This is a genomic window from Kribbella kalugense (genome assembly GCF_004365875.1).
Lineage (GTDB): Bacteria > Actinomycetota > Actinomycetes > Propionibacteriales > Kribbellaceae > Kribbella > Kribbella kalugense.
This window is the reverse complement of the sequence record NZ_SODF01000002.1, coordinates 1,152,282-1,177,043: the sequence shown is the minus strand read 5'-3', so window position 1 is coordinate 1,177,043 and position 24,762 is coordinate 1,152,282. Positions and strand designations below refer to the sequence as shown.

Here is a 24,762-nt window from a genome sequence, read left to right as displayed (position 1 = left end):
GCGCAAGACCGCGCTGACGATGCCGATCGTCCGGAGGCGCTTGGCTACGCACACCGACCTGCTCCTTCGCGTCAGCCGAGTGCAGGCTCGCGGCGGTGGCCCCGCGCCGCGCCGCCTAGAGCTCGCGCCGCGCGACCCGGAGCCCGCGCCGCGCGACCCGGAGCCCGCGCCGCGCGACCCGGAGCCCGCGCCGCGCGACCCAGAACGGGCGCTGCCCCACAGCCGCCGTGGCGCGCGGTGCGGTCCGGTCCTGTGACCTGGTCCGTCGAGGTCGTCGGGCCTGCTCACGGCGATGTCTGCGGCGGCCGCTCTGCGGGAAGCCGGACGGCCGATGATGGGCGCTGCCTGATGCCGCTCGGCTGTTGGCCGGTCGAGTGCGCCAACCGGCGTGAGCTAGCGGATGAGCGGCCGGAACTGGCGCGCCCGCCGAGTCCCGTCGCGCGCAATCGGGTCACGGCGCGGGCTGCGGGCCGCCGCACGTTGGCCGGTGTGCGCCGGTTAGCGACCTGACCAGTGGGTGCGGCCGCCGGGTCGGCAAGCGGGCAGCATCCTGGCGAGAGGGCCGTGTCAGACCCATCGGGAATGCGGGGACGGCGCGCAGACCTGCGGCGCGGGAGGTGCGTGACCGAAGAGGTACGGGCGGGCGCCGCAGGACCGGCACCGCTGGGGTACGGCGCTGCCGAGGCGCCGGAGCGTGGTGGAGTTCGGAACCTGACGGTTGGGCTGCCTCCGCCACCGTTGCCGGTTCAGGAGCAGCCGGTACGGGTGCCCCTGCTGCGTCCCGTCGCGCGCAATCGAGTCGCGGCGCGGCCGAGTGGGCGGCGTGCGCTTGCCGGCGTGCGGTGGTTGGTGACGCGGCCAGGGGGCGGTGGTGCGGGGTGCGGTGGTGCGGGGTGCGTTGCGGACGTTCGTCTGTGGTGGCCTGGGACAGGTTGTCGGGGGCGGAGACATGCAATTTCAGGTCTCTGGCCACGACTTCTTGTCTCAGGTCACCGGCATTGGCTTCAGCAGCTGCGAGCGGGCTGGCTGTCCAGCACAGCGTGCGGGTCTGTGCAGCGAGCGCCCGTCCCCGGGGGAGGGTTCGCGGTGGCTCGTCAGGCGGTGGTTCTGGGAGGCCTTTTGGCTGTGGAGGCGTGTCTCCTCCAGGCTTGGCAGCGGTGGACGCGGCCCTTCCGCTTCTCCGCTCAGATCCTCTTCTACCGCGGTGCTTGGGTGGGGTGAGTGGGCGGAGGATCCGGCTCTCAGAGGAATTCTGGGGTTCTCGGGGCAGTCCGGGGCGGGTGGGATTTGTCGACTTAGTTATTTGGGGACTTGCTGTGATGTTTCATGTGAAACATTGCGGGTGGCTTTGATGAGGTAGGTGGCGGGGAGGTGGGCTGCGGCGGGGCCTAGGCCGGCGTACATCTCGGGGGCGGGGGACTCGTGGAAGGCGGTCAGGGTGAGGCCGGCGGAGAGGAGGGCGGTGATGATGTCGCTCGGGGTCCAGATGTACGCGGTGAACGAAGGGGCGTCGGGGTTGTCGCGTGCGCCGGTCGGGAGCTTGGCGTTGTCGGCTCGGGCGCACGGGGTCGAGCGGGCGAAGTAGTCCTCGGTGACGGTCAGGTGGTTCGGGCCCTGGACGGTGAGGACTTCCCAGACCGGGTGGTGTTCGGAGATCAGGACCGAGCCGCCGGGAGTCAGACGGTCGGCGATCACGGTGGCGAAGACGGTGAGGTCCGGCACCCAGCAGATAGCGCCCCAGCTGAGGTAGATCAGGTCGAAGCCGGTCAGCGAGGCCGGCAGATCCATCATGTCGGCGCGACGGAAGTCGACCGGGATGCCGGCTGCCAAAGACTTCGAGCGGGCCATCGCGATTGCGACTTCGGAGATGTCGACGCCGGTGACCTCGACGCCGACTTGAGCCCAGGAGAGTGCCTCGTCGCCACACGAGCAGGCTAGGTGGAGGACGCGGCGACCCTGGACCGAGCCGGCGGCCGCGATTTCGTCAGGCTCCAGGGTCGAGCCACCGTTGGCGAAGTACGACGCAGGTTCGCCGGGGCGGGCGTTGTGGATCTGGTTCCAGCTGGCGCGGTTGGATTCCGTGATGTCGTGGAGCACAACCCTGAAGCTAGGGCCGGGAACACCAACAGCACAAAGGGATTAGCGACCCAGCAGCTCGTGCGACGTCTTGCGCTCGGCGTAGAACGACAGGAACGGGATCGTGCCCGCCAGCGCCATCATCACCAGTCGCGGGAACGACCAGCGAACCCGGCGGAACAGGTCGAAGGTCAGCAGCAGGTAGACCATGTACAGGAACCCGTGCGTCGGACCGATCACGTCCATCGCGCCCGGGCTGTTCGCGAAGTACTTCAGCGGCATCGCAAGGAACACCAGCAGCAGGAGCATCACGCCGACCACGTACGCGATCACGCGGTAGCGCATCAGCGCCCCGCGGACGGCCGGGGTCAACGCGGCGGAGGTGGCGGGGTCGGCAGAGGAAGTCACGCTGAAACGGTACCGCTTGGCTCCACGCGCTCACCGGCCTGGTCTGGATCGTCAGACTCCGGATCAGGGGAGTCCGGGTCGGACCGGCGCGCGTCCTGCACCATCCGGGCCCACATCCACAGCGTGAAGGCCGCGAAGATCCACCACTGGAAGGCATACGCGACGTTCCGCAGCCCGGCGTGATCGGTCGGAGGTGCAGGCGGTTGTACGACGGCCGGCGCAGGAGACGGTACGACGCCGGAGACGACGGACTCCTGTACGACAAAGGCGTCGTACACCCGGTAGTCGACAAGGTGAACGATCGTAGGGATCCGCAGCGAAGACAGCACCCGACCCTTGGCGGCATCGTCGGAAGAGTCCTCGGACTCGGACGAGATCACCGTCCCCGTCAGCTGCACCGGTCCGGTCGGGGCAGCAGCCGTTGCCGTCGGCACCCATCCGCGGACGACCATGACCGCGTCGGAGTCGGAGAGCTTCACCGGAGAGACCACCCAGAAGCCCTCACGCGAGTCCTGCAAGCGATTGGCGATGAAGACCTGGTCCGCGGCCGGACCCCAGGTGCCGTCGACCGTCACCCGTCGGCTGACCGCCTTGGACGGCAAGCCTTCGTCGATCGAGAACAGCGACTGCAACGGCACAGGTGCGGCGTCAGCTCGGTGAGCAGTCGCGTCCGCAGTCTTCGAGTGATACACGTCCAGCTGCCACACACCCAGCACGGACATCACTGCGGCGATGGCCAGCGCCAGTACCAGGAGCCCCAACCACCGCGGCGTCAGAACCGTCCGCCAGAGAGGCCGGTCGTCAGGGTCGGGCATCGGGGGCCTTCAGCGGGCTGCTGCTGCGGCGAGCAGGTCGCGGCAGAGTACGCCGAGCTCGATCCCAGCTGCCTCGGCGGCCAAGGGGACCAGCGACGTCTCCGTCATACCCGGCGCCACGTTTACCTCGAGGAACCACGGCACCCCAGCTGCGTCCACCACCAGGTCCGACCGCGACAGATCGCGCAGCCCCAGCGCCTGGTGCGCCTGAACCGCGGCCGCAGCACACGCGCCCGCAACCTCAGGCTCGAGCCGAGCAGGTACGACGAACTGCGTCGCACCGGCCGTGTACCGCGCCTCGTAGTCGTAGAACCCGGAGTCGGGGCGAATCTCCACCGCCGGCAACGCCCGCGGCCCGTCGCCGGTGTCGACCACCGTCACGGCGACCTCGGTGCCGTCGATGTACTGCTCGATCAACGCCACCGGACCGTACGCGTAGCAGTTCACCATCGCCGACGGCAGCTCCTCGGCGGACCGCACGATCGACGCACCCAGCGCCGAACCGCCGCGCGCCGGCTTCACGACCAGCGGCAGGCCGATCTTGTGGATGACCGACTCCATCAGCGACGCGGCACCCAGCTCGCGGAACGTCTCATGTCCAAGCACGACCGAGGCCGGCGTGTACAGGCCAGCTGATCCGACCATCGTCGCCGCGACGGGCTTGTCGAAGGCTGTCCGACAGGCGGCCGCATCAGCTCCGACGTACGGAACGCCGTACAGGTCGAGGACCTGGCGGAGAGCGCCGTCCTCACCGGTGACGCCGTGCAGGACCGGAAAGACCGCGTCCGGGGGATCGTTGCGCAACCGATCGACCAGGGAGGCGTCGACATCGCGCTGCTCCACCTCCACGCCAACGCTGCGCAGGGCGTCCGCTACCCGCCGACCGGACCGGAGCGACACGTCCCGCTCGTGCGACAAACCACCTGCCAGTACCAGCACTCGACCCAGATCACTCATCACTAATATCCCGATCACTCGTGGGCGACTCCGGCACGGTCGCCGGTCCCGAGGCCCACTGGAACGGTACCGCTAGCGTGTCAGCGACCCACGGGTACCCGCAGATCCATTGCGCAACCTTTGCCTACTGGTCTAGCTCAGCTCAGGCCCGGGAGCGTCGTAGTCACGGCCGGCGCCGGGTGGCAGCGGGCCGAAGGTCTGGCGGAGCTCGAGCTCCTCGTTGATCACCGCGGCGAGCCTGCCGACGCCTTCGGTGATCCGCTCCGGCGTCGGATGACAGTACGACAGCCGCATGCACTGGGAGCCGAAACCGTCGGCGAAGAAGGCCGTCCCGGGTACGTACGCCACTCGCGCGGTCACCGCCCGCGGCAGCATCGCCTTCGCGTCAAGGCCTTCGGGCAACGTCAGCCAGACATAGAACCCACCGCGCGGCCGCGTCCAGGTCGTTGCCGCTGGCATCTTTTCCGTGAGCGCCGCGAGCATCGCGTCCCGGCGTTCCCGGTACATCTCCCGGAACTGCTTCACCTGCCCCATCCAGTCGTGCCTGACCAGGTACGACGAGATGGCGAGCTGACTGAACGTCGGCGGGCACAGCGTCGCGGACTCCTGTGCCAGCACGAGTTTCTCCCGCACCGCATGCGGTGCGACCGCCCATCCCACCCGGAACCCGGGCGCGAACGTCTTCGAGAACGACCCGAGGTAGATCACGCCTTCCCGGTCCGCGGCGCGCAACGCCCGCTGCGGCTCACCTTCGAAGCCGAGCAAGCCGTAAGGGTTGTCTTCCAGCACCAGCAAGCTGGCCCGCTGGCAGATCTCCAGCACCCGAGCACGCCGCTCGTCCGACAGCGAAACCCCCGCCGGGTTGTGGAAGTTCGGGATCGTGTAGAAGAACTTGATCCGCTTACCGGCCGCGCGCACCGAGGCGATCGCCTGCTCCAGCGCCTCCGGCACAACGCCGTCGTCGTCCATCGCGACATGGACGACCTCACACTGGTACGCACGGAACACTCCGAGCGCGCCGACGTACGACGGCGCCTCGCAGAGCACCACGTCGCCCGGGTCGCAGAACACTCGCGTCACCAGGTCGACCGCCTGCTGACTGCCGACCGTGACCACGACGTCGTCCGGATGCGCCTCGATGCCCTCGAGCCGCATGATGTCGCAGATCTGGTCCCGCAGCGTCGGATCGCCCTGGCCGGAGCCGTACTGCATCGCGATGGTGCCGTTGTCGATCACCAGGTCGCGGACCGCTCCGCCGACCACGTCCAGCGGTAGGCCGGCGATGTTCGGCATGCCACCGGCGAGCGAGACCACTTCGGGCCGGCTGGCGACCGAGAACAGCGCTCGGATCTCCGATGCGGTCATACCCTTGGTCCGGGCTGCATACGCTTCGACGTAGTTGTCGAGGCGGGTCTGCCGGACATCGGGCACGTCAGCACTCACGGGGGCCACTCCAACGGTGATCGAGGGGGAAGTCACCAGGTTACGTCGAGGAACCCGAGTCCGGGCTGTGGATCGGCGTGACCTCTCACTACCATGCCTTATAGGGGCAGGTTCGACCATGCCGCAATCTGGCTGTTGAGACAGCCGATCGGCGGGTGCGGCCTGAGAGGTGGACTGGAAGGCGGATCGGATGAGCGTGCGCAAGACAGCCGGATGGGCGCTCGGCGGACTGATGCTGGGTGTGCTGGCCGGGTTCGCGGGTGAGCTGTTCAGGCAGCAGCCCGCAGCGAAAGTGCAGCAGCGGTACGTCGCCCCGGAGGCGACCCGGACCCCGGACGCGCGGACGCCGTCCCCGGTCCCCGAGCCGGCGGCCGCTCCCGCTACGCGGTGACACGTACGGTGACGAAGCTAACAGGCTCCGAGCCACCAGAACGGCCGCGATCCAGCGCTGATCGGATCCGCTGATGGCTCGACGGCTCGAACCGCTGACGCTCGCCAATCTCGGCGAGCTGCCCGCTCCGTGCCGTGACTGCGTGTTCTGGGAGCTCGACCCGGTCGCCGCGCGCCAGGCCGACCGCAACGGCGACACCGCACTCGAGAAAGAAGCCTGGCTCTCCCAGCTCCTGCTCGACTGGGGGCCGGCGGGAGTCGTGCTGTACGTCGACGAGCACCCAGCCGGGTTCGCGGTCTACGGACCCGCGACGTACCTGCCCCGGATCCAGGCGTTCCCGACCGCTCCGGTCAGTCCCGATGCCGTCGTACTCGCGACCGGCCGGATCCAGCCGCGGTACCTCGGGCTCGGGCTGGGCAAGATCCTCGTCCAGGCGGTCGCCAAGGACGTGCTGAAGCGTGGATTCCGGGCCGTTGAGGCGTTCGGAGACTCGCGCTGGGACGGGCCGGGGTGTGTTTGGCCAACTGAGTTCCTCCGGGCGGTCGGGTTCGGGGTGGTCCGGGAGCATCCGCGTAATCCACGGCTGCGGCTCGATCTGCGCTCGACGATCACCTGGCGCAGCGAGATGGAGGCCGCGGTCGAACGCTTGATGGGCGTGATCCGCCCCGAGAACTCGCCGTCGAAGCCGGTCACAGTCCGGGATGCCTTGAGATCGGGTCCGGAGGCCCCATGATCTGGCGGGTGCTGGCCGATGTCGTCATGGTCGTGCACGGCGCCCTGCTGCTCTTCTTCGTAGTCGGTGGGTTCCTCGCCTGGCGCTGGCCCAAGCTGATCTGGCTCCACCTCGCCATCGTGGTGTGGAACCTCGTCATCGTCCTGGTCGACTTCGGCTGTCCGGTCACGGCCACCGAGAAGTTCTTCCGCCGGCAGGGCGGCGAGAGCGTCTACGCGGGCGGGTACATCCATCACTACCTCGAGGGACACCTGTGGCCCGAGGGCGCGACGCCGTGGGCGGAGCGGATCGGGTTCGCCCTGGTGCTGATCGGGTACGCCGGGTTCTTCGTCGTACTGCGGCGTCGTCGGCAGGCCAAGGTCAGGGGAGAGTCAGTGGGACCCCGGACGTGATCCGGGCGAAAGGTCCCCATACTGGAGCCGTGCCCATCGACGAGTACCTGACCGCTCTGAGCAAGGAGCTCAGAGGGCCACGGCGTCGGAAGGCGGACCTGCTGACCGAGGCCCGCGACCACCTGACCGACGCGACCGAAGCCTTCGAGGCCGACGGTCTGGAGCGGTACGACGCGGAGAAGCACGCGGTGGCCGACTTCGGGTCGATCGAGGATGTGGCGCCCGGCTACCGGGAGGAGCTGGCGATCAGTCAGAGCCGCCGGACGGCGATGATGCTGCTGCTGGCGCTGCTGATCCAGCCGATCGTCTGGCAGAGCGGCGCATGGGTCTGGACCAGCGACGAGACCGGGACGAGCGCCCTGAACGACCTGCTGCAGGTCGTGGTCCGCGACATCGGCGGGGTCGTGATGGCCGGCGCTGTGCTGGCTGTGCTCAGCACCGGCATCGGCCTGCGATACCCGTTGGTCCGGGAGCATCTGAGTCGGATCACCGCACTCTTCACACTCGCAGGCTCCGCGCTGATCGCCGCGATCGGCGTCACGATGACCGCGACCAGCACGCATGCTCCGGGCCTGCCGGCGTACGGAATCGTCGGGACCTTCGTCGTCCTGCCGCTCGCACTGGTGAGTGTCCAGGCAGGCCGCTGCCTACGCCTGGCCCGGGCGTAGCACTCCTTCGACCACGGCTCGGAAGGTCACCCACTCCTGCTTGCCTGAGGCAAGCATCTTGGTGCCGGCGCTGGTGAGCTGGTAGGTCCGGCGCTTGCGTCCGCCGACCGTGCTCCACTCGCTGGCCAGGTAACCGGCCCGCTCCAGCCGCCGCAGCGCGGGGTAGAGCGTGCCGGTCGGCAGGTCGAGCTCGCCGCCGCTGCGCTCCAGCAGCGCCTCCATGATCGCGTAACCGTGCAGCGGCTCGGTCTCGACCACCGCCAGGATCATCGGGTCGAGGTGTCCACGCAGCGCATCCGCCTTCATGTAGCCAGTCTACTCATATCCCTGCTACTGTCGAGAGGCAACATGTAGTCGACCTACTTATCAGGAGAGCGCGATGGTCATCGACACCCCGGTCCGACGTACGACGCGACCTGGTCTGCTGCACCGGGTCTCCGGCTGGGCCATGCGGCACGCCGGCCTGGCCCTTCTGCTGTGGGTACTCGTTTTGGCCGCGGTCACCGCCGCGGCCACCGTTGTCGGTGCGACCTACAAGAACGACAACTCGCTCCCGGGGACCGACTCGCAGCGGGTGACGGACATCTTCCAGGCGCACCAGCCGAAGGGCGACACGGCCTCGGTCCAGATCGTCGTACGGGCGGATGGTGGGCTGGCGGCGGACAAGACCCGGGTGGCGTCGATGCTGGCGGTCGTCCGGGGCCTTCCGCATGTCGGCGCGGTCGCCGACCCGTTCACCGCTCCGGGCAGCATGTCGACAGATCGACGTACGGCGTACTCGACTGTCAGCCTGGATGTCGCGGAGACGGACATGCCGGTGGCGGACGTGCGGACGATCATCGACCGGGCTCAGGACTTCGCGCGGCCGGGATTCCAGGTCGAGGTCGGTGGGGACCTGGCGCGGAACGCGTCGGACAGTGCCGGCGGCGCGTCCGAGGGCGCGGGTGTCATCGCCGCCCTGGTGATCCTGGTGTTCCTTTTCGGATCGTTGCTTGCGGCAACACTTCCGCTGTTGACTGCCGTGTTCGCGGTCGGCAGCACCGTTGGTCTGCTGATGCTCGCGTCGCATCTGTTCAAGGTGCCGGAGTACACGACGCCGGTGATGCTGCTGGTCGGGCTGGGCGTCGGTATCGACTATGCGTTGCTGATCTTCTCGCGCTACCGCCATGAACTCCTGAAAGGTGAGACGGATCGGGCGGCGGCGGCGACCGTTGCCTTGGACACCGCGGGTCGTTCGGTGATGTTCGCCGGCTGCACTGTCGTGATCGCTCTGCTCGGCCTGCTGGCGTTGGGACTTGGTTCGCTGCAAGGCGTTGCGCTCGGCGTCACGTTGACCGTGCTGATGACGATGCTGGCTGCGGTGACGTTGCTGCCGGCTCTGCTGGCGTTGTTCGGCAAGCGGATCGAGCGGAGTGTCCGGAAGCATGCCGCGAAGCAACGCCGTACGCCGGGCGACGGCTGGCGGAAGCTGGCGGGTGCGGTGCAGCGCGGACCGTGGGTTCCGTTGCTGCTCGGAGTCGTTGCCTTGGGCGCCTTGTCGCTGCCGGCGTTGAACATGCGGCTCGGGTTCGCGGATGCGGGGACGGACGATCCGGCGAAGACGAGCCGGAAGGCGTACGACTTGCTGGCCGACGGCTTCGGGCCCGGGTTCAACGGTCCGCTCGTGGTCGTGTCGGAGGGGGACCAGGCCGCGGCCCAGGTGCTCGGTCAGACACTGGTGGCGGATCCCGGGATCGCGGCGGTCACGCCGCCGCAGCTGACTCCGGACGGCAAGATCGCGACGGTACTGGCGTTTCCGAAGTCGGCTCCGCAGGACGCGGCGACGAGCGACCTCGTGCAACGACTGCGGGACGACACGTTGCCGAAGCTCGAGTCGCAGACCAACGCGACGTACCTGGTCGGTGGAGCGACGGCAGCGGCCGACGACTTCGCCGGGGCGGTGAGCAAGCGGCTGCCGATCTTCGTGCTGGTGGTGGTTGGGCTGTCGGCGCTGCTGCTGATGGCGGTGTTCCGGTCGGTGCTGATTCCGTTAAAGGCCGCCGTACTCAACCTGCTCAGCATCGGCGCCTCGCTCGGGGTCATCACGCTGGTGTTCCAGCAGGGCTGGTTCGGTGCGCAGGCCGGGCCGATCGAGGCGTTCGTACCGGTGATGATCTTCGCGATCGTGTTCGGGCTGTCGATGGACTACGAGGTGTTCCTGGTCTCGCGGATCCACGAGGAGTGGCGGCGTACCAAGGACGCCCGGGCGGCGGTCCGGGAAGGGCTGGCGACGACGGGCAGCGTGATCACCGCGGCGGCCGCGATCATGATCGTGGTATTCGGCGCCTTCCTGCTGAGCCCGGACCGGATGTTGAAGCAGTTCGGCCTCGGCCTCGCGACCGCGGTCCTGCTCGACGCCCTCCTGATCCGCTGCGTCATCGTCCCCGCAGTACTGCGGTTGTTCGGTGACCGAGCCTGGTGGCTCCCGCGCCGCCTCGAACGCGTCCTCCCACGGATCGCGCTGGAAAAGGACTGAGCCTCGTGGGCCGCGCTGGGCTGGGCGCGGTCCACGCTGGGGGATCAGCCGTTGGCGGCGACGCCGACCTTGTGGCCCTGGGCGTCGGCGAAGACGCCGAAGCTGGTGCCCGGTACCTGTTGGGCCGGCTGGACGATGCTTCCGCCGAGTTGCTCGGCGCGGGCGAGGGTGGCCGCGACGTCCTCGACGGCGACGAAGAACAGCACCTCGTCCTCAGCGCTCTGCCGAGGGCTGATGGCGACGTACGGCCCGCCCTCAGCTCCCGTGTCGATGAAGGTGTACCCCGGAAACGCGCCCTCGGACGCGACCTTCCACCCGAACAGCTCCGCGAAGAACTCGCGCGTCTTGTCCGGGTCCGCCGACCTGATCTCGGCGTGAACGACTGGATGTGCCATGGTTCCTCCCCAAATGTGCCCGGTGTGGTCACCGAACTCATTCAGATGACGAACAGCCCATCCCGAAATCGACGACCTAGACGGTGAGTTGGCCGAAGCGGAGCATGCCGGTGGCGGCGTCCTGGTCCGGCGGGAGGTAGACGCGCTGGATGGCGACCACGATCGCCTCGGCGATGACATCGCGGAAGGCGGGGTCGGCCAGGCGGGCCGAGTCGTGCGGGTTAGTGACGTAGCCGATCTCGAGCCGGACCGCGGGCATCTTGGTCCGGCGAAGCAGGTCCCAGGTCTTGGCGTGGGTGCGGCAGTCCAGCAGGTCGGTGCGGGCGACGATCTCGCGCTGCACCAGGCCGGCGAACTGCTCGCCGACGCTCGAGGAAGCGCCGTGCAGGTCGTTGCCGTAGTAGTACGTCGCGACGCCCTGCGCCTCTGGGTTCATCGAACCGTCGGTGTGCAGCGAGACACACAGGTTCGCGTCGGTCTCGTTCGCGAACGCGGCCCGGGCGAGCTCGTCCGGCCCCTGATCCCGGCCCCGGGACAAATACGCCCGTACGCCGGTGGCGCCGAGGCGGCCCTCGATCCGGGCGGCCAGGTCGTACGCGATGTCGGACTCGCGCAGGCCGTAGCCCTCCCAGCCGTAGTCGAAGCCGCCGTGGCCCGCGTCGATCACCACAGTCTTGCCGGACAGTCGTGGTCCGGCGGCACGAACGGCCTCGCGGGCACGCAGGGCGTCCGGCCGGCCACCGGTGGCCATCGGCCGGATCCGCTGCAGCGCCTTGAACGTCGACGGACCGCAGGTGCCGTCGCCGGGGAGGCCCATGTTGCGTTGGAACTCGGTCACCGCGCGCTGGGTGTCCGCGGCGAAGATCCCGTCGATCCGGGCCACGGCGAAGCCGAGCTCCTGGAGCTTCGCCTGCAGCGCCTGGACGTCGTCACCGCTCAGCGGATGCGACGGCACGTACGTCAGCAGCCGGTCGCCCAGCCGCCAGCGTGCGTCGTCGATCGCCCGGTAGGTCTCCGGGCCGACGATGCCGTCGATCATCAGCCCGCGTTGCTGCTGGAACCCTCGGACGGCGTGTGCGGTCGCTTCGTCATAGACGTCGTGACCGCCGGTCAGGAGCCCGAGCCGCTCCAGCTTGCCGACGATCTCGGCGACCGCCTCACCGCTGTCGCCGATCCGGTACACGCCGTGCGGGGATTCCATCAGTTCTGTACTCCTTGCCGTGGCGGCGGGGTAGTGCTCAGGCGGTGAAGTCCGAGAGCTCCTTCAGCAGCGCAGCCTTGGGCTTCGCGCCGACGATGGACTTGGCCAGTTCACCGTTCACATAGACGTTGATGGTAGGGATACCCGTAACGCGGTAGTTGCTCGGGGTGACCGGGTTCTCGTCCACGTTCATCTTCAGGAACGTGATCTTGTCGCTGTGGTCCTGCGCCAGCTCCTCCAGGATCGGGGAGACCTGGCGGCACGGGCCACACCACTCGGCCCAGAAGTCGACCAGGACCGGCTTGTCGCTCTTCAGCACTGTCTGGTCGAACTCGGCATCGGTGACAGCGTTCATCTTCTCGCCCATGGGCGTTTCTCCTTCAGGTGATGGTCAGGTCAGACAGAGACAGGCTCGGTGGCGGCCGCGGCGTGCTCCGCGTCCTCCAGGGTGGCCAGGTAGCGCTCGGCGTCCAGGGCGGCCGCACAGCCCGTGCCGGCGGCGGTGATCGCCTGCCGGTAGGTGTGGTCCACCAGGTCGCCGGCCGCGAACACGCCGGGCAGGTTGGTCTCGGTGCTGTCCGGCTTGACCAGCACGTAGCCCTCCTCGTCCAGGTCGACCTGACCCTTCACCAGCTCCGAGCGCGGGTCGTGCCCGATCGCGATGAACAGGCCGGTGGCCGGCAGTTCGCAGGTCTCGCCGGTGACGGTGTCCTTCAGCGTCAGGTGGCTCAGCTTGTCCTCACCGTGGATCTTGTCGACGGCCGAGTTCCAGTGGAACTCGATCTTGTCGTTCGCGGACGCACGGTCGGCCATGATCTTCGAGGCACGCAGCTCGCCGCGGCGGTGCACCAGGTGCACCTTCTTCGCGAACTTGGTCAGGAAGGTGGCCTCCTCGACGGCGGAGTCGCCACCGCCGACGACCGCGATCTCGTGGTCGCGGAAGAAGAAGCCGTCACAGGTCGCACACCAGGACACGCCGTGCCCGGACATCCGCTCCTCGTCGGCCAGACCGAGCTTGCGGTAGCCCGACCCCATCGCCAGGACGACCGTCTTGGCCCGGTGCTCGACGCCGGCCGAGTCGGTGACCACCTTGATGTCACCGGTCAGGTCGACCTTGACGACGTCGTCCGGCACCAGCTCGGCGCCGAAGCGCTCGGCCTGGGTGCGCATCTCGTCCATCAGCGCCGGGCCCATGATGCCCTGCGAGAAACCGGGGAAGTTCTCCACCTCGGTGGTGTTCATCAGCGCGCCACCGGCGGTCACGGAGCCTTCGAAGACCAACGGCTGCAGCGCCGCGCGAGCGGCGTACACGGCGGCCGTGTAACCGGCGGGACCGGAGCCGATGATGATGACGTTGCGAACAGTGGAGTCGCTCATTCAGGCGTTCCTCGGGGAGTCGAGATTGGTACGTCGTACTCAACGGATCCTAGAGGCCGTCCATTCCCCCTGACCGGGGCGGAGGGGTGGGGCCGTGTTCAATACGGTACCCACCTACCAACGGTGGGTCTTCAGCGACTGCGCAATGTCACGGTGGTGTCGTAGAACGAGCTGGCGACTCCGCCCGGTTCGTTACATCCGGTGACCGCGAAGACCTGAATGTCACCCGCCGCGCCGCCCTGCAGCCCGATGATCGTGGCCCGCTTGCCGTCGATCTTGGCGGGCTGGACCAGCCGGACGTTCGGGTTCGGCTGGGTGGAGGCGAACGACCGGGCGCAGGCCTGCTCGTCCGCGGACCCGTGGACGATCGGATTCGGAGTGTGCTCCAGCCATTGCTTGACCTGCGAACCGATGTCGTCGGTGGTCAACGTCACGGCGTCGGCCGGCGGGCTGTTCTGGTCGGTGCTGGCCGCGCCTTCGTTCGCCTGGTCCTTGGTGGCGATGACGACGCCGACACCGATCGCGGCGATGAGTACGACGCCGGCCGCCGCGCCGAGCAGCTTCGGCAGGTGCCGGCGGGGCTCCTCGCGGATCTGTGCCAGCGAGTGCACTCCGACCGTCGAGGCTCGCAGCACCGACTCGGACACGATCACCGCGTCCAGGTGCTCGGCGACGTCGGTGGGCATCGGGATGTCGGCGCGACCCTCGTCGGCGAGGTCCTCGGAGAGCCGGACCAGAGCGTCGTACGTCTGCTGGCACTCGGGGCACGCCTTCACATGCTCACGAGCGCGGTGCGCCTCATTGGCGGGCAGCAGGTTCTCGATCAGGTCGGCAATCGTGTCCGTATCCAGGTGCTCGAGGTGCTCACTGGTCGGAAGGCCGGATTCGGTCATCGGGGGCTCGCCTCCTCACAGGAGGTATGCGGCGGCGTGATCATAAAAAGCTCCGGGTCAAAGGCATCAGCAGTCCGGTCGCACGAGGACAGGCAAGTCCTAGGCGACTTCGCTTCGACGGGGTACCCGATCATTCGGTTCCCACCGCTTCCGCGGCCGATTTCTCCGGTACGTCGGACTCCCGGGAGGTCTGCCAGTGCCGCAGCAGCGGGAGGAGCTTGGCCCGGCCGCGGGCGCAACGGGACTTGACCGTGCCGGGGGCGCAGTCGAGGATCGCCGCCGCCTCCTCGATCGAGTAGCCCTCCATGTCGACCAGGACCAGCGCGGCCCGCTGGTCCTCGTTGATCTGCTTGAGCGCGTTGAGCACGTCCAGCCGGCGTTCCCGGACCTCGGCCGGGTCCTCCTGCATCGGTCCGGCCAGCTCGGCGGCGCGGTCCTCGTCCTCGGGCAGCGGGTCGGCGGCCCGCACCTGGCGGCGGCGGATCCGGTCCAGACAGGCGTTGACGACGATCCGGTGCAGCCAGGTGGTCACCTTCGCGTCTCCGCGGAACGAGTCGGCCCGCCGGAACGCCGAGATGAACGCCTCCTGCAGCGCGTCGGCCGCCTCCTCGGGCTCGCCGAGAGTACGGATCGCGACCGCCCACATCCGGTCCCGGTGCCGCTTGACCAGGAACCCGAACGAGTCCGGGTTGCCGGCCACATGGAGCCGGAGCAGTTCGTGGTCGTCCAGCTGGTCGTAGCTCACCGGCGCACCCGCATGCGCAACCACCGGTTCGTCGGCGCCGATGCGCGGGACGTCCGGGCTGGGCGGCTGGTTGCCCGGGTCCAGGTGAGCCGTCATTTCTGGATTGAGACCTCCGAGATCGTGCCCTGGTAACCGTCTGCGACCTTCGGCAGCTTGGTCAGCCACACGAGCACGTACCGGGTCTCGGTCGGCGCCGAGGGATTGAGCGTCACCGTACCCTCGGCCTGGTCCGCCTTGGTGGCCACCGCCTTCCAGCCGCTGATCGTGGTCGGCGACGTGGCGGTGTCGCCCGACGGGATCATGATCTGGAGGCTGGTGTCGTTGCCCTGCAGCGCGACCGCGACGGCCGACACGGTGGTCTTCGCGCCGAGGTCGTAGATGATTCCGACACCGGACTTGATGCCGCCGAGGTTCGGCTTGTTCCGGTACGACTGCGTCTTCCAGGTCGTGCTGGGATCGCCGTCGTAGGTGTTCGGCACGTCCTTGTGGTGCTCTTCGCGGTTACCCGGTGGTGGATCGAAGTCCGCGGCGCCGGCGATGGTCGCCTTTCCACCGGTCGACGACGGGGTGGTGCTGGTCTGCGGCGCGTTGCTGCTGCTGGTGCCGCCGCCTTTGTTGCCGTTGTCCTGGTCGTTGTTCATCGCGCCCTTGAGCAGGAACTGCGCCATCGCGACCACCGACAGCAGCGCGAGGATCGCGAGCAGGATCAGGATCCGCCCGCCCCACGACCCCTTCGGCTTCGGCTCGTCGTGCCGGCGCCGGCCGTTCCCGTTCGACGGCGGCGGCGTCTGCCGCCGGACCGGCCGGGTCTCGGCGGCGGTGTTGTACGCCGGTTGCGGCTGGCGGTACCCATTCGGCTCTGAGTCGTACGTCGGCCGGGGCGTCGGGTCGAGCGCGGGTGGTCCGGCCTGCGGGACGACCTGGGTCGCGTCGTCGATGCTGCCGTTCTGCCGGGCGACCTGGACGGTCTCGTCCATCTGGTTCGGCGGCTCGTGCGAGCTGCCGACGACTCCGGACAGCGCCGCGGAGAGGCCGGCCGCGCTGGTGATCGGCGGGGCGTGGTGCCGCGGCGGGTCTCCGAGCAGCCGGTCGCTGATGTCGTCGAGCGAGCGCGGCACGCCGGCCCGCACCTGACGGGGGCTCAGCAGTCGGCCGTGCTCGACCGGCGCGGGCTGCAGTCCCCAAGCCGGCACCGGGCCAGGCCAGCGACCGGTCAGCGACGCGAACAGCAGCTCGCCGAGTGAATGGACGTCCTCCTCGGGCGAACCCGCCCCGGACGACCGCAGCGCAGCCTCGGTCGCGACACCGACGATCTTGATCGCGCCGGCATCCGTGACAACCACGCTCGCCGGGTTGATCGCGCCGTGCGCGTAGCCGGTCCGGTGCAGGTTCTCGAGGGCCTCGGACACCTCGCGCGCCAGCCAACCAGCCTGCTGGCCGGTCAGCGGTCCGCTGCTGAGCATCCGCTCCAGCGGCCGGCCTCCGGCCCACTCGCGCACGCAGTACGTGACGCCGTCGTGTATGTCGCAGTCGAGCACCCGGAGGAACCGCGGGTCGTTCGCGGCGGCGGCTCGGCGCGCGGCGTCGAACAGCAGGTTCGTCCGCGGATCACCGACCGGCAGTACGTCGACGACCACCGCTCGGCTGAGGACCTCGTCCACCGCCCGCCAGACCCGGGCACCGTCGATTTCCGCCAGCAGCTCGGCAATCCGGTACCGCCCGGCCAGCAGGGCACCAGGACTCACGGTCTGGTTCGACACGGTGTCTCTCGCCCTCCTTGATGCCCCAGCGCCTTTGCAGCCCCCATGCTAGTGCCCCGTCGACCCCGCACGTGGTGCACGAATGCACAAGCGGTTCGGTTCAGCGTCGGATCGGCAACTTCGATGTGACCATGGACACCACGTCGTTGACTTCGTGGATCCGGAGTACCCGCGACACGGCGGCGTACACCGGCAGCATCACGGCTGCCGCGATCAGCAACTCGATGATCGCGCCGATGGGTCCGGACCAGTCGATCGCCAGACTCAGCACCCAGAGCACGATGCGGCCCGCGCCTGCGCCGGCGACCGCGGCGATCACCATCGCCAGCAGCGGCAGCCCGATCCCGGCGCCCGGAACTCGTGGCACCCGACGACGCAGCACCGGCCGGGAGATCAGGACGGCGACCAGGTAGGCCAGCGCGTACGCCGCTCCGAGGATCACACCGCTGAATCGCAGGTGCTCGCGGTCCAGCAGCACGCGGACCCCGATCACGGCGGCGGCGATGTTCGTTGCCGCGATCACGCATTGCAGGAAGAACGGCGTACGCGTGTCCTCGAAGGCGTAGAACGTCCGCAGCTGGAAGTACTGGATGGTGAACGGCACGATGCCGAGGGCAAGCGTCACCAGCGTGTACGACATCAGCGTCAGGTTGTTCTTACCCGAGCCGTACCCGGCGATGATCGTGACGATCGGATAGGCGAACGCGATCATCGCCGCGGCCGCCGGTACGACGATCGCGAGTGACTGCCGGATCGACCGGGCGGACATTCGCTCCACCTCGGCCGTATTACCCTCGGCCGCCAGCGCCGACATCTGCGGCAAAGCGGCGGTCGCGAGCGAGACCGTGACGATCCCGTGCGGCACCAGGATGATCAGCATCGCCGTGCTGTACGCGAACAGACCGGCCTTCGCGCCGGGGTCGTCCGAGGCGCTACCGGCGATGGCGAGCTGGGTGACCACGACGAGCGTCACCTGGTTCACCGCCACGAAGAAGACCGTCCACATGCCCAATCGGGCAGTGTGCCCCAGACCGGTACCGCGGAGACCGAACTTCACCCGATACGTGTGGCCGCTCGCCTTCAGGTACGGCAGCAGCACCAGCAGCTGTACGGCGATGCCGAGCGTGTGCCCGAGTCCGAGCAGGAGCTCCTCGCCGTGGCTGTACGTCGGCGGGGTGTCGCCGACCCGGTAGATGAACAGGAAGATCACGATCGACGCGCAGGCGACGATGTTGTTCGCGATCGGCGCCCACATCATCGGACCGAACCGGCGTCGCGCGTTCAGCACCTGACCGACCAGCACGAACGCGCCGTAGAAGAAGATCTGCGGCAGGCAGAGCCGGACGAACATCACCATCGAAGCCCGCTCGGCCGCCCGGGAAGGGTCGTGCAACTCCTTCGGCAGATACAGCTGGGCGATCGCCGGCGCCAGCAGCACGCACCCCACCGTCACGACAGCCAGTACGACGAAGCCGAAGGTGAGCACCCGGTTGGTGAAGTCCTGGCCGCCGTCGTCGTGGTTCTTGATTGCGCGGACCAGTTGCGGGACCAGCACGGTGTTGAACACCCCGCCGGCCAGCAGGATGTAGAGGCTGTTCGGGATCGTGTTCGCGGCGGTGAAGATGTCCCCGCGCAACGCGGTACCGATGGCGGCCGCCAGCAGGGCGATCCGGACGAATCCGAGCAGGCGGGACAGCACCGTTCCGGCTGCCATCACCCCCGCGGATCGCAGGGTGCGGTCAGCCATCCTTCGAACCGACTCCTTCTTTCAAGGACGCATCCGGAGCCGCAGCTTCGGGTACGCCGTTCGCCTCGGGGCGATCGTAGGCGGGATCAGCGGTGTCAGTGCTCTCGGTGCTCTCAGTGGGCTCGCCCGCGACCGCGGTCGGGTTACGGCGCTCGGTGCGGATCCGGCGGAAGATGCGGACGAACGACGTACCGAACAGCAGGGCGCAGGCGGCGCCGACCAGGATCCAGCCGACGCTGCCGTACTGACTGGCCTGGATCAGCAGCTCCTGGGACTTGCCCACCGGCTGGCCGGCCGCGGTGATCACCTGGGCGTTGGCCCGGATCAGACCGTTCTGCTCGGCGCTCGCGGTGATCCGCGGCGTCCACTTCTGGCCCGGGCCGAGGACGACGCTCTGCGGCCGCTTGATCTTCAGGTCGGACCGGTTCGCGGTGGTGACGTCGATGCCGACCCGGATCGACCACTCGGTCTCGTTGGTGATCGTCAGCGGGAAGGTGCCCTTGCTGCCGGCCAGGTTGACCTTGATCTCCTTGCGCAGCCCGCGGTCCACGCTGGCATTGACCAGGTGCACCTTGCCGAGCTGCTGGTTGGCCGATCCGAGCTCGATCGCGGTGAAGTGCCGGGCCTCCTCCGGATAGCCGTTCCAGCCGGACGAGGTGGAACGCAGCAGCGCGTGCGACATCACCTCGGGCAGCGCGTTCTCGTCGACCAGGAGGCCCTGCATCGTGCTGGTCGCATTGTCGAGTTGCTTGATGCTGTCCAGCTGCGACGGGGTGAGCACGCCGTTGAACTGCGGTGCGCTGGGCGCCTTCGTGCTCAGCGGCCTCGGGTTGCTCGCCACGACCGCGGCGACGTCGGTGGCCTTGATCCACGGCATGGCGGTCAGGTCGTTGGCCAGCTCCGCGGTGGCGACGCCGTCGCTGTCCCAGCCGCGAGGCGGGAGGACGACCACCGAGGCGTTGCCCGTGCCGCTCGCGGCGATCAGTGCGGTCTCGGACGCGAACCGCTGCCGGACCTGAAGGGGAGTGGCAGCGGTCTCCGGGTCCGGGCCGCCGTTGGTGAGCGACGAGTCGGCGATGACGGTCCGGACCGGGTTGTCGGGGCCGGTGGGCGTGATGACGTCGTACACCGGGGTCGAGGTGAGCACGGGCCGGGTCGCGGTGGACCACGAGGAGCTGCTGACCAGGTTCAGGTCGCTGTCGCTCGCGCCGGCGAAGCCGCCGGACGCCGCGCCCAGGTAGCGGCTCGCCGCGGCGCCGCCCTCAAGCCACAGGCCGTTGGTGAAGGCCGCCGGCACGGTGGTCGACGTCGTCGGCATGACGTAGCCCTGGGTGGTCTTGCGGGCCTCGCCGACGAGCTTCTTCAGCGGTTCGCCGGAGTCCAGGAGCCCGGCGACGTCCGGGTCGGCGTACGGCAGCAGGACGACCTGGTTGCCCCGGGCCCAGCTGGTGCCGAACTCCTTGAGCCAGTTGGCTGCGATCGTCTGCCCCATGCCCGGCGTGGTGTCGCCGTTGTCGGCGAGTACGACGTACCCCTTGGCCATCTGCCGGACCTCGTCGAGCATCGCGGGGTCGAGCAGCCAGGTGACCTTGCGCTGCTTGCCGAGCGCAAGCAGGCGGCCGAGCGAGCCGGACGGCGCGAGTGACTGGGCCAGTGACTCGTTGGCGAAGTTCATGCCACCGAGCTGGGTCGGACGGTGCCGCAGCGGGACGACGAGCGCGGTGTTGACCTTGCGGGTCAGCGGCTGGGTGCCGAGCACCGGCATCAGCGTGCGGGCGCGGCCGGCGGTGGCCCGCTCGCTGTTCGACGGCTTCCCGCGGAAGACCACGCCGACGACGTACACGCCGGTCTGGTCGTTGATCCGCCACTCTTTCCACGGCACCGTGAGTGTGAACTCGACCGACTGCTTGGGGGCGAGCGGCTGCTCGAACGGCTGGAAGGTCTGGCTGTCGGGGTTGACCAGGTTCTTGCAGCTGTCCCGCTGGCTCATCGGGAGGTTCTGCTCGGCGGAGATGGCGTCGACCGCGGCGGTGCTGGCCAGCCTGGTCCGGTCGATACAGGCGAGCGCCTGTGGGTCGTCGAAGGTCACCGAGCTGGTGTTGGTCACCCGGCCCTTGATCACGACCTGCTGACCGGGCTTCGGCGCGATCGGGCCGAACGAGTCGATGCTCACCTGGACGACCGGCTCGTCCGACGGCGCAGCCGAGGCTGGAGTGCCCAGAGTTGCTGCCGTGGCAGCAACCAACAAGCAGGCACCCAGCACTGCCGGGAGCCTCAGTCGCCGTCTGAACACGCCGTCACCGTAACCTAGTTCCCCGTGTCACCCTTTGCCGACCAGTCAGCCTCCGCCGGATCGTTGCCCGCTGTGCAACGGAGAGGAGTCCAGGCCTTGCTGGAACTCGCTCCGGTGGTCGACGAGCTTGGTTCGGTGTTCGCCGACGCCGGCCATGAGATCGCCCTGGTCGGCGGTCCTGTCCGGGACATTCTGCTCGGCCGGGGGAGCAAGGATCTGGACTTCACCACGTCAGCGCACCCCGACGTGATCGAGCGGTTGCTGGCCGGCTGGGCCGACCACGTCTGGGACATCGGCAAGGCGTTCGGCACGATCGGCTGTCGCAAGGGTGATTGGATCCTCGAGGTCACGACGTACAGGTCGGAAACCTACGATCCCACCTCGCGCAAGCCCGACGTCGCGTACGGCGACAGCCTGGAGGCCGATCTGGCCCGCCGGGACTTCGCGATGAACGCGATGGCGGTCCGGCTGCCGTCGCACGAGTTCGTCGACCCGTACGGCGGGATCGAGGACGTCGCGCACCAGCGGATCCGGACCCCCGGCACCCCGGAGGACTCGTTCTCCGACGACCCGCTGCGGATGATGCGGGCGGCCCGGTTCGCCGCGCAGCTCGGGTTCACACCCGACCCGGCGGTGGTCACGGCGATGACCGCGATGGCCGACAGGATCACGATCGTGTCGGCCGAGCGGGTCCGCGACGAGCTGGAGAAGCTGATCTGCTCCGACCAGCCGCGGATCGGCCTCGACCTGCTCGTGACGACCGGGCTGGCCGAGCACGTGCTGCCGGAGCTGCCGGCGCTGCGGCTGTACGTGGACGAGCACCATCGGCACAAGGATGTGTACCAGCACTCGCTCACCGTCCTCGACCAGGCCATCGACCTGGAATCGCGTCTGTCTGTTCCGACGCCCGATTTCGTCATTCGGTTCGCTGCGCTGATCCACGACATCGGGAAACCGAAGACGCGGAAGTTCGAGGACGACGGGAAGGTGACGTTCCACCACCACGACGTGGTCGGCGCGAAACTGGCCCGGAAGCGGATGAAGGCGCTGCGGTTCAGCAACGAGCAGATCGATCAGGTCAGCAAGCTGATCGAGCTGCACCTGCGCTTCCACGGGTACGGCGACGGCGAGTGGACGGATTCCGCCGTACGGCGCTATGTCCGCGACGCCGGCGACCAGCTCGAGCGGCTGCACGTACTCACCCGGGCCGATTGCACGACCCGGAACCGCCGGAAGGCCGAGTCGCTCCGGGCCGCGTACGACGATCTCGAGGCGCGGATCGAGCGGCTGCAGGAGCAGGAGGAGCTCGACTCGCTCCGGCCCGACCTGGACGGCAACCAGATCATGGAGATCCTCGGCATCCCGCCCGGTCGCGAGGTCGGCGAGGCGTACAAGTTCCTGATGGAGCTCCGCCTGGACGAAGGCCCGCTCGGCGAGGACCGCGCCCGCGAGGCGCTCCTCCAATGGTGGTCAGACCGCAGCTAGACCGCCTGCGCCGGCTGCCCTGACCGGGGCGGCGATCCGCCGGTCCGTTTGAGGGGTTGACCGCCGAGATGGCCGGTTGACACCTCGCATTCAGGCAGGGCAACCGACCATCTCGGGGTCAACCGGCTCTTGTGACTGATGTGTGGGTGGGTTGAGTTGGCCTGTTAGGCGGCGGGTCTTCGGTGGTTGGTGTGTCTGGCTGGTACGGGGTTGTTGACGAGACCGTGGTGGCCGCGAGCTGTGAGCTGTGCTGCGGGTGGCCCGGCTCCCGGGTTGGGGTGGGGCTTCGTCGGGGCCGGGCGAGCGGTGCGCCGGTCGTGCGCCGGCGATCTGCAGCTCGACAGTTAGTACACCTGCGATACGCCGTACGCGCGGACGTGTCCACGCTCAGGTGTACTACCGGCCGCCGGACACTACCTGTCGAGATGACCGACACCCCCGGTGCGGGCGCCTCACGATGCGACCGCACCACCCACACAGAGGACAGCAGAGCCGGTCAGCCACTGAGATTGTCGAGCACACTCGACCGGTCGGGGTTGTGTCTGACGACCTGAACGCCTCTTGATGCAGCGCTAGATCGGCTGTAGCGGTTGGGTCGCGTAGGCCTTCGCGATCAGCTCGGCCGACTCCGGGTGGGGTTTGTACGTCGTGGTGTTGATCGACGCGACCGGCAACGCCGGGTCGATGGAGTTGGTCAGGTAGGCGGCGTCGTACGTCGGCAGGTCGGTCAAGGGGACCGGCGCGGTGCGGTAGGTGTCGAGACCGCGCTGCAGCACCTGCTGCCGGATGCCGGGGAGGACGGGCGCGGACGGGAAGACCAGCTCTGAGCCGCGGGCGAAGCAGATGTTCCAGATCGACGCCTCGGAGATCTCGCCGGACGTGGTGTAGAAGAGCGCGTCGTCGTACCCGGACTGCTTGGCCTTGTGGGCGTAGTAGGTGAGGTCGAAGGTGCCGGTGTGCTTGAGGTGCGGGACCGACCGTTCGTGCTCGAAGGCCAGTAGGCGGACCAGGTCGGCGCCGGGCTGTACCGGCGGGCCGGTGCGGATGAGCAGGTTGACGTCCGTGGTCGCGAAGACGTTCACGCGGAGCGAGAAGTCGCCGGAGCCGGCGAGGTCCAGGGCGGCGCGGAGGTCGGCGTGGACGCGGTCGGCGGGGAGTGGCTGGCCGAACACCTCGCGGGTACTGCGATCCAGACGGTCGAAGTGCAGATCGAGGCCGGCGACCTGCCCGCCCCGGACCTGCATCGAGGTGAAGTGGCCGAAGCTGGTTGCGCGGAGCAACATCGCGTCGACGGTCGGTAAGGGTGCGCCGTTGAGCAGCAACTGTTCGCTCATCCGCATAGTCTCCCGCTGTGGACGTGTGGAGCATCATCGGGTGGGGCGGATCCGCGCTGGTCGTGCTGTCGTTGCTGCAGACCCGGATCTTGCGGCTGCGGCTGCTGAATCTGGTCGGCTGCGTGATCCTGGTCGGGTTCAACACCGCTCTCGGGGTGTGGCCGATGGTCGGCATGAACGCGGTGCTGGCAGTCATCAACGTCGTACACCTGTGGCGGCTGCTCCGGCACCGGCACGACGAGACGGCGTACCAGGTGCTGCAGGTCGCCGAGTCCGACGCGTACCTGAGCTATGTCTTGGAGCGGCACCAGAAGGACATCAGCCGGTTCAATCCCGGGTTTGTACTTGGCGCGAGCCCGTACGCGTTCCTGGTGCAGCACGGCGACCGCACTGTCGGTGTCGTCCTCGCACATGACGCCGGCACCGGTCGTGCGCAGATCGATCTCGACTATGTGGTGCCGAAGTACCGCGACTTCACTCCCGGCGAGTTCGTCTACCGACGGAGCGATGTCTTCACCGATCACGGCTTCCGGCAGGTCCTCGCCCCGCCGCGGATGCTCGACTCCACGCCGTACCTCAAGAACCTCGGCTTCCATCGGGAAGGCGAGGACGTGGTGCTGAATCTCTAGAGATCCTTCGCGAAGCAGAGCGAGACGGCTTCGGCTTCGAACGGCGGGTACGCCGGGATCGGCCGGTAGCCGTGGTTCGTGTAGAGCGCGATCGCCTCGATCTGCTTGATGCCGGTCTCGAGCCGGAGCCGGGTCATCCCGCGGGTCCGCGCTTCCGCTTCGACGGCTTCGAGCAGGGTCCGCGACAGACCCCATCCGCGGGCGGACGGGGCGACGTACATCCGCTTGATCTCGCCGAGTGCGGGTCCGACCGGTTGTAGTCCGATGCATCCGACCAGCGCTCCCTCCAGCATGAGCGCGGTGAACGCGATGTCGGAGTGCAGTGCGACCTGCGGCTGGTCCTCGCCGTACATCGCGGCGAGCTCGGCCTGTTGCGCGGTGATCAAGCCCAGGAGTTCAGGATCCGTGCTGGGCTTCGCGTGCAGTTCCACTCCCTCGATCACCATGCCCACGGACGGTAGCAAGATGACATGACGCTGCTGTTTCCGTTTCCTCTCTCACCGCC

General features: G+C 68.5%; 25 protein-coding genes. 8 read left to right on the top strand and 17 right to left on the bottom strand.

What is annotated here, in order from left to right:
• Positions 1-40 precede the first annotated feature (40 nt).
• Positions 41-256: a hypothetical protein gene (locus tag EV650_RS40430; protein ID WP_166678244.1), complete on the top strand. Its 216-nt coding sequence runs from the start codon at positions 41-43 to the stop codon at positions 254-256.
• A 1,043-nt stretch (positions 257-1,299) separates the two neighbouring features.
• On the opposite strand, the gene EV650_RS23415 is transcribed toward EV650_RS40430, so the two are convergent.
• The 5 genes from EV650_RS23415 to EV650_RS23395 form a co-directional block, all read right to left on the bottom strand.
• Positions 1,300-2,097 (bottom strand): class I SAM-dependent methyltransferase, encoded by a 798-nt coding sequence (locus tag EV650_RS23415; protein ID WP_134121166.1) that lies wholly within the window; start codon positions 2,095-2,097, stop codon positions 1,300-1,302.
• A 42-nt stretch (positions 2,098-2,139) separates the two neighbouring features.
• A complete protein-coding gene (locus EV650_RS23410; RefSeq protein WP_238174403.1) occupies positions 2,140-2,484 on the bottom strand; it encodes a DUF3817 domain-containing protein in 345 nt (114 codons plus the stop codon).
• Positions 2,481-3,299 (bottom strand): SURF1 family protein, encoded by an 819-nt coding sequence (locus EV650_RS23405; RefSeq protein WP_134121165.1) that lies wholly within the window; start codon positions 3,297-3,299, stop codon positions 2,481-2,483. Before EV650_RS23405 ends, EV650_RS23410 begins: the two co-directional genes overlap by 4 nt.
• A gap of 9 nt (positions 3,300-3,308) precedes the next feature.
• Complete coding sequence (locus tag EV650_RS23400) at positions 3,309-4,256, bottom strand: D-alanine--D-alanine ligase family protein (RefSeq protein ID WP_134121164.1); 948 nt, start codon at positions 4,254-4,256, stop codon at positions 3,309-3,311.
• A 132-nt stretch (positions 4,257-4,388) separates the two neighbouring features.
• Complete coding sequence (locus EV650_RS23395; RefSeq protein WP_134121163.1) at positions 4,389-5,699, bottom strand: aminotransferase-like domain-containing protein; 1,311 nt, start codon at positions 5,697-5,699, stop codon at positions 4,389-4,391.
• A gap of 190 nt (positions 5,700-5,889) precedes the next feature.
• On the opposite strand from EV650_RS23395, the gene EV650_RS23390 reads away from it, so the two are divergent.
• The 4 genes from EV650_RS23390 (at position 5,890) to EV650_RS40710 (ending at position 7,883) form a co-directional block, all read left to right on the top strand.
• Entirely contained in the window at positions 5,890-6,090 is a 201-nt protein-coding gene (locus EV650_RS23390; RefSeq protein ID WP_134121162.1) for a hypothetical protein, read from the top strand.
• A 73-nt stretch (positions 6,091-6,163) separates the two neighbouring features.
• Complete coding sequence (locus tag EV650_RS23385) at positions 6,164-6,823, top strand: GNAT family N-acetyltransferase (RefSeq protein ID WP_134121161.1); 660 nt, start codon at positions 6,164-6,166, stop codon at positions 6,821-6,823.
• Complete coding sequence (locus tag EV650_RS23380; RefSeq protein WP_134121160.1) at positions 6,820-7,215, top strand: DUF2784 domain-containing protein; 396 nt, start codon at positions 6,820-6,822, stop codon at positions 7,213-7,215. The genes EV650_RS23385 and EV650_RS23380 overlap by 4 nt, the downstream gene beginning before the upstream one ends.
• A gap of 29 nt (positions 7,216-7,244) precedes the next feature.
• Positions 7,245-7,883 (top strand): permease prefix domain 1-containing protein, encoded by a 639-nt coding sequence (locus EV650_RS40710; protein WP_202874844.1) that lies wholly within the window; start codon positions 7,245-7,247, stop codon positions 7,881-7,883.
• Here EV650_RS40710 and EV650_RS23370 read toward each other — a convergent pair.
• Entirely contained in the window at positions 7,863-8,189 is a 327-nt protein-coding gene (locus EV650_RS23370) for a PadR family transcriptional regulator (protein ID WP_134121159.1), read from the bottom strand. The genes EV650_RS40710 and EV650_RS23370 overlap by 21 nt on opposite strands.
• A gap of 73 nt (positions 8,190-8,262) precedes the next feature.
• On the opposite strand from EV650_RS23370, the gene EV650_RS23365 reads away from it, so the two are divergent.
• Positions 8,263-10,398: an MMPL family transporter gene (locus tag EV650_RS23365; RefSeq protein WP_134121158.1), complete on the top strand. Its 2,136-nt coding sequence runs from the start codon at positions 8,263-8,265 to the stop codon at positions 10,396-10,398.
• A 44-nt stretch (positions 10,399-10,442) separates the two neighbouring features.
• Here EV650_RS23365 and EV650_RS23360 read toward each other — a convergent pair whose 3' ends face one another.
• From EV650_RS23360 to EV650_RS23320, 9 genes are all read right to left on the bottom strand, one after another.
• Positions 10,443-10,793 carry a VOC family protein gene (locus tag EV650_RS23360; protein ID WP_166678243.1) on the bottom strand — a complete coding sequence of 117 codons (351 nt, stop codon included), beginning with the start codon at positions 10,791-10,793 and terminating at the stop codon, positions 10,443-10,445.
• 76 nt (positions 10,794-10,869) lie between these two features.
• Complete coding sequence (locus tag EV650_RS23355; protein WP_134121156.1) at positions 10,870-11,994, bottom strand: N-acetylmuramoyl-L-alanine amidase; 1,125 nt, start codon at positions 11,992-11,994, stop codon at positions 10,870-10,872.
• A 37-nt stretch (positions 11,995-12,031) separates the two neighbouring features.
• Positions 12,032-12,361: a thioredoxin gene (gene trxA / locus EV650_RS23350; protein ID WP_134121155.1), complete on the bottom strand. Its 330-nt coding sequence runs from the start codon at positions 12,359-12,361 to the stop codon at positions 12,032-12,034.
• Positions 12,362-12,390: 29 nt separating this feature from the next.
• Positions 12,391-13,371 (bottom strand): thioredoxin-disulfide reductase, encoded by a 981-nt coding sequence (gene trxB, locus EV650_RS23345; protein ID WP_134121154.1) that lies wholly within the window; start codon positions 13,369-13,371, stop codon positions 12,391-12,393.
• Positions 13,372-13,502: 131 nt separating this feature from the next.
• Complete coding sequence (locus EV650_RS23340) at positions 13,503-14,264, bottom strand: anti-sigma factor family protein (RefSeq protein WP_134121153.1); 762 nt, start codon at positions 14,262-14,264, stop codon at positions 13,503-13,505.
• 130 nt (positions 14,265-14,394) lie between these two features.
• On the bottom strand, positions 14,395-15,105 hold the full coding sequence (gene sigM / locus EV650_RS23335) for an RNA polymerase sigma factor SigM (RefSeq protein WP_238174402.1): 711 nt from the start codon (positions 15,103-15,105) through the stop codon (positions 14,395-14,397).
• On the bottom strand, positions 15,102-16,769 hold the full coding sequence (locus tag EV650_RS23330) for a protein kinase family protein (RefSeq protein WP_134121152.1): 1,668 nt from the start codon (positions 16,767-16,769) through the stop codon (positions 15,102-15,104). The genes sigM and EV650_RS23330 overlap by 4 nt, the downstream gene beginning before the upstream one ends.
• Positions 16,770-16,869: 100 nt before the next feature.
• Positions 16,870-18,516 carry a murein biosynthesis integral membrane protein MurJ gene (gene murJ, locus EV650_RS23325; RefSeq protein WP_134121151.1) on the bottom strand — a complete coding sequence of 549 codons (1,647 nt, stop codon included), beginning with the start codon at positions 18,514-18,516 and terminating at the stop codon, positions 16,870-16,872.
• Positions 18,509-20,809: a DUF6049 family protein gene (locus tag EV650_RS23320; RefSeq protein ID WP_134121150.1), complete on the bottom strand. Its 2,301-nt coding sequence runs from the start codon at positions 20,807-20,809 to the stop codon at positions 18,509-18,511. Before EV650_RS23320 ends, murJ begins: the two co-directional genes overlap by 8 nt.
• 63 nt (positions 20,810-20,872) lie before the next feature.
• Here EV650_RS23320 and EV650_RS23315 point away from each other — a divergent pair, with 63 nt between their 5' ends.
• The gene (locus EV650_RS23315; RefSeq protein ID WP_202875065.1) at positions 20,873-22,294 is read left to right on the top strand and encodes a CCA tRNA nucleotidyltransferase; all 1,422 of its coding nucleotides are present in this window, start codon (positions 20,873-20,875) and stop codon (positions 22,292-22,294) included.
• Between the two features lie 572 nt (positions 22,295-22,866).
• Here EV650_RS23315 and EV650_RS23310 read toward each other — a convergent pair.
• Positions 22,867-23,628, bottom strand: a complete 762-nt coding sequence (locus EV650_RS23310) for an aminotransferase class IV (protein ID WP_166678242.1) — start codon at positions 23,626-23,628, stop codon at positions 22,867-22,869.
• Between the two features lie 17 nt (positions 23,629-23,645).
• Between EV650_RS23310 and EV650_RS23305 the strand changes: the two genes are divergently transcribed.
• Positions 23,646-24,257, top strand: coding sequence for a hypothetical protein (locus EV650_RS23305; RefSeq protein WP_134121147.1), 612 nt, complete (start codon positions 23,646-23,648; stop codon positions 24,255-24,257).
• On the opposite strand, the gene EV650_RS23300 is transcribed toward EV650_RS23305, so the two are convergent.
• A complete protein-coding gene (locus EV650_RS23300) occupies positions 24,254-24,703 on the bottom strand; it encodes a GNAT family N-acetyltransferase (protein ID WP_134121146.1) in 450 nt (149 codons plus the stop codon). The two genes, EV650_RS23305 and EV650_RS23300, sit on opposite strands and share 4 nt — an antisense overlap.
• Positions 24,704-24,762: the final 59 nt, after the last annotated feature.

Excerpts from the sequence above, each read along its gene's own strand:
- EV650_RS23400 (WP_134121164.1), bottom strand. The coding sequence starts at position 4,256 with ATGAGTGATCTGGGTCGAGTGCTGGTACTGGCAGGTGGTTTGTCGCAC.
- EV650_RS23360 (WP_166678243.1), bottom strand. The coding sequence starts at position 10,793 with ATGGCACATCCAGTCGTTCACGCCGAGATCAGGTCGGCGGACCCGGAC.
- EV650_RS23370 (WP_134121159.1), bottom strand. The coding sequence starts at position 8,189 with ATGAAGGCGGATGCGCTGCGTGGACACCTCGACCCGATGATCCTGGCG.
- EV650_RS23380 (WP_134121160.1), top strand. The coding sequence starts at position 6,820 with ATGATCTGGCGGGTGCTGGCCGATGTCGTCATGGTCGTGCACGGCGCC.
- EV650_RS23340 (WP_134121153.1), bottom strand. The coding sequence starts at position 14,264 with ATGACCGAATCCGGCCTTCCGACCAGTGAGCACCTCGAGCACCTGGAT.
- murJ (WP_134121151.1), bottom strand. The coding sequence starts at position 18,516 with ATGGCTGACCGCACCCTGCGATCCGCGGGGGTGATGGCAGCCGGAACG.
- EV650_RS23385 (WP_134121161.1), top strand. The coding sequence starts at position 6,164 with ATGGCTCGACGGCTCGAACCGCTGACGCTCGCCAATCTCGGCGAGCTG.
- sigM (WP_238174402.1), bottom strand. The coding sequence starts at position 15,105 with ATGACGGCTCACCTGGACCCGGGCAACCAGCCGCCCAGCCCGGACGTC.
- EV650_RS23365 (WP_134121158.1), top strand. The coding sequence starts at position 8,263 with ATGGTCATCGACACCCCGGTCCGACGTACGACGCGACCTGGTCTGCTG.
- EV650_RS23300 (WP_134121146.1), bottom strand. The coding sequence starts at position 24,703 with ATGGTGATCGAGGGAGTGGAACTGCACGCGAAGCCCAGCACGGATCCT.
- EV650_RS23355 (WP_134121156.1), bottom strand. The coding sequence starts at position 11,994 with ATGGAATCCCCGCACGGCGTGTACCGGATCGGCGACAGCGGTGAGGCG.
- trxA (WP_134121155.1), bottom strand. The coding sequence starts at position 12,361 with ATGGGCGAGAAGATGAACGCTGTCACCGATGCCGAGTTCGACCAGACA.
- EV650_RS23405 (WP_134121165.1), bottom strand. The coding sequence starts at position 3,299 with ATGCCCGACCCTGACGACCGGCCTCTCTGGCGGACGGTTCTGACGCCG.
- trxB (WP_134121154.1), bottom strand. The coding sequence starts at position 13,371 with ATGAGCGACTCCACTGTTCGCAACGTCATCATCATCGGCTCCGGTCCC.
- EV650_RS23310 (WP_166678242.1), bottom strand. The coding sequence starts at position 23,628 with ATGAGCGAACAGTTGCTGCTCAACGGCGCACCCTTACCGACCGTCGAC.
- EV650_RS23390 (WP_134121162.1), top strand. The coding sequence starts at position 5,890 with ATGAGCGTGCGCAAGACAGCCGGATGGGCGCTCGGCGGACTGATGCTG.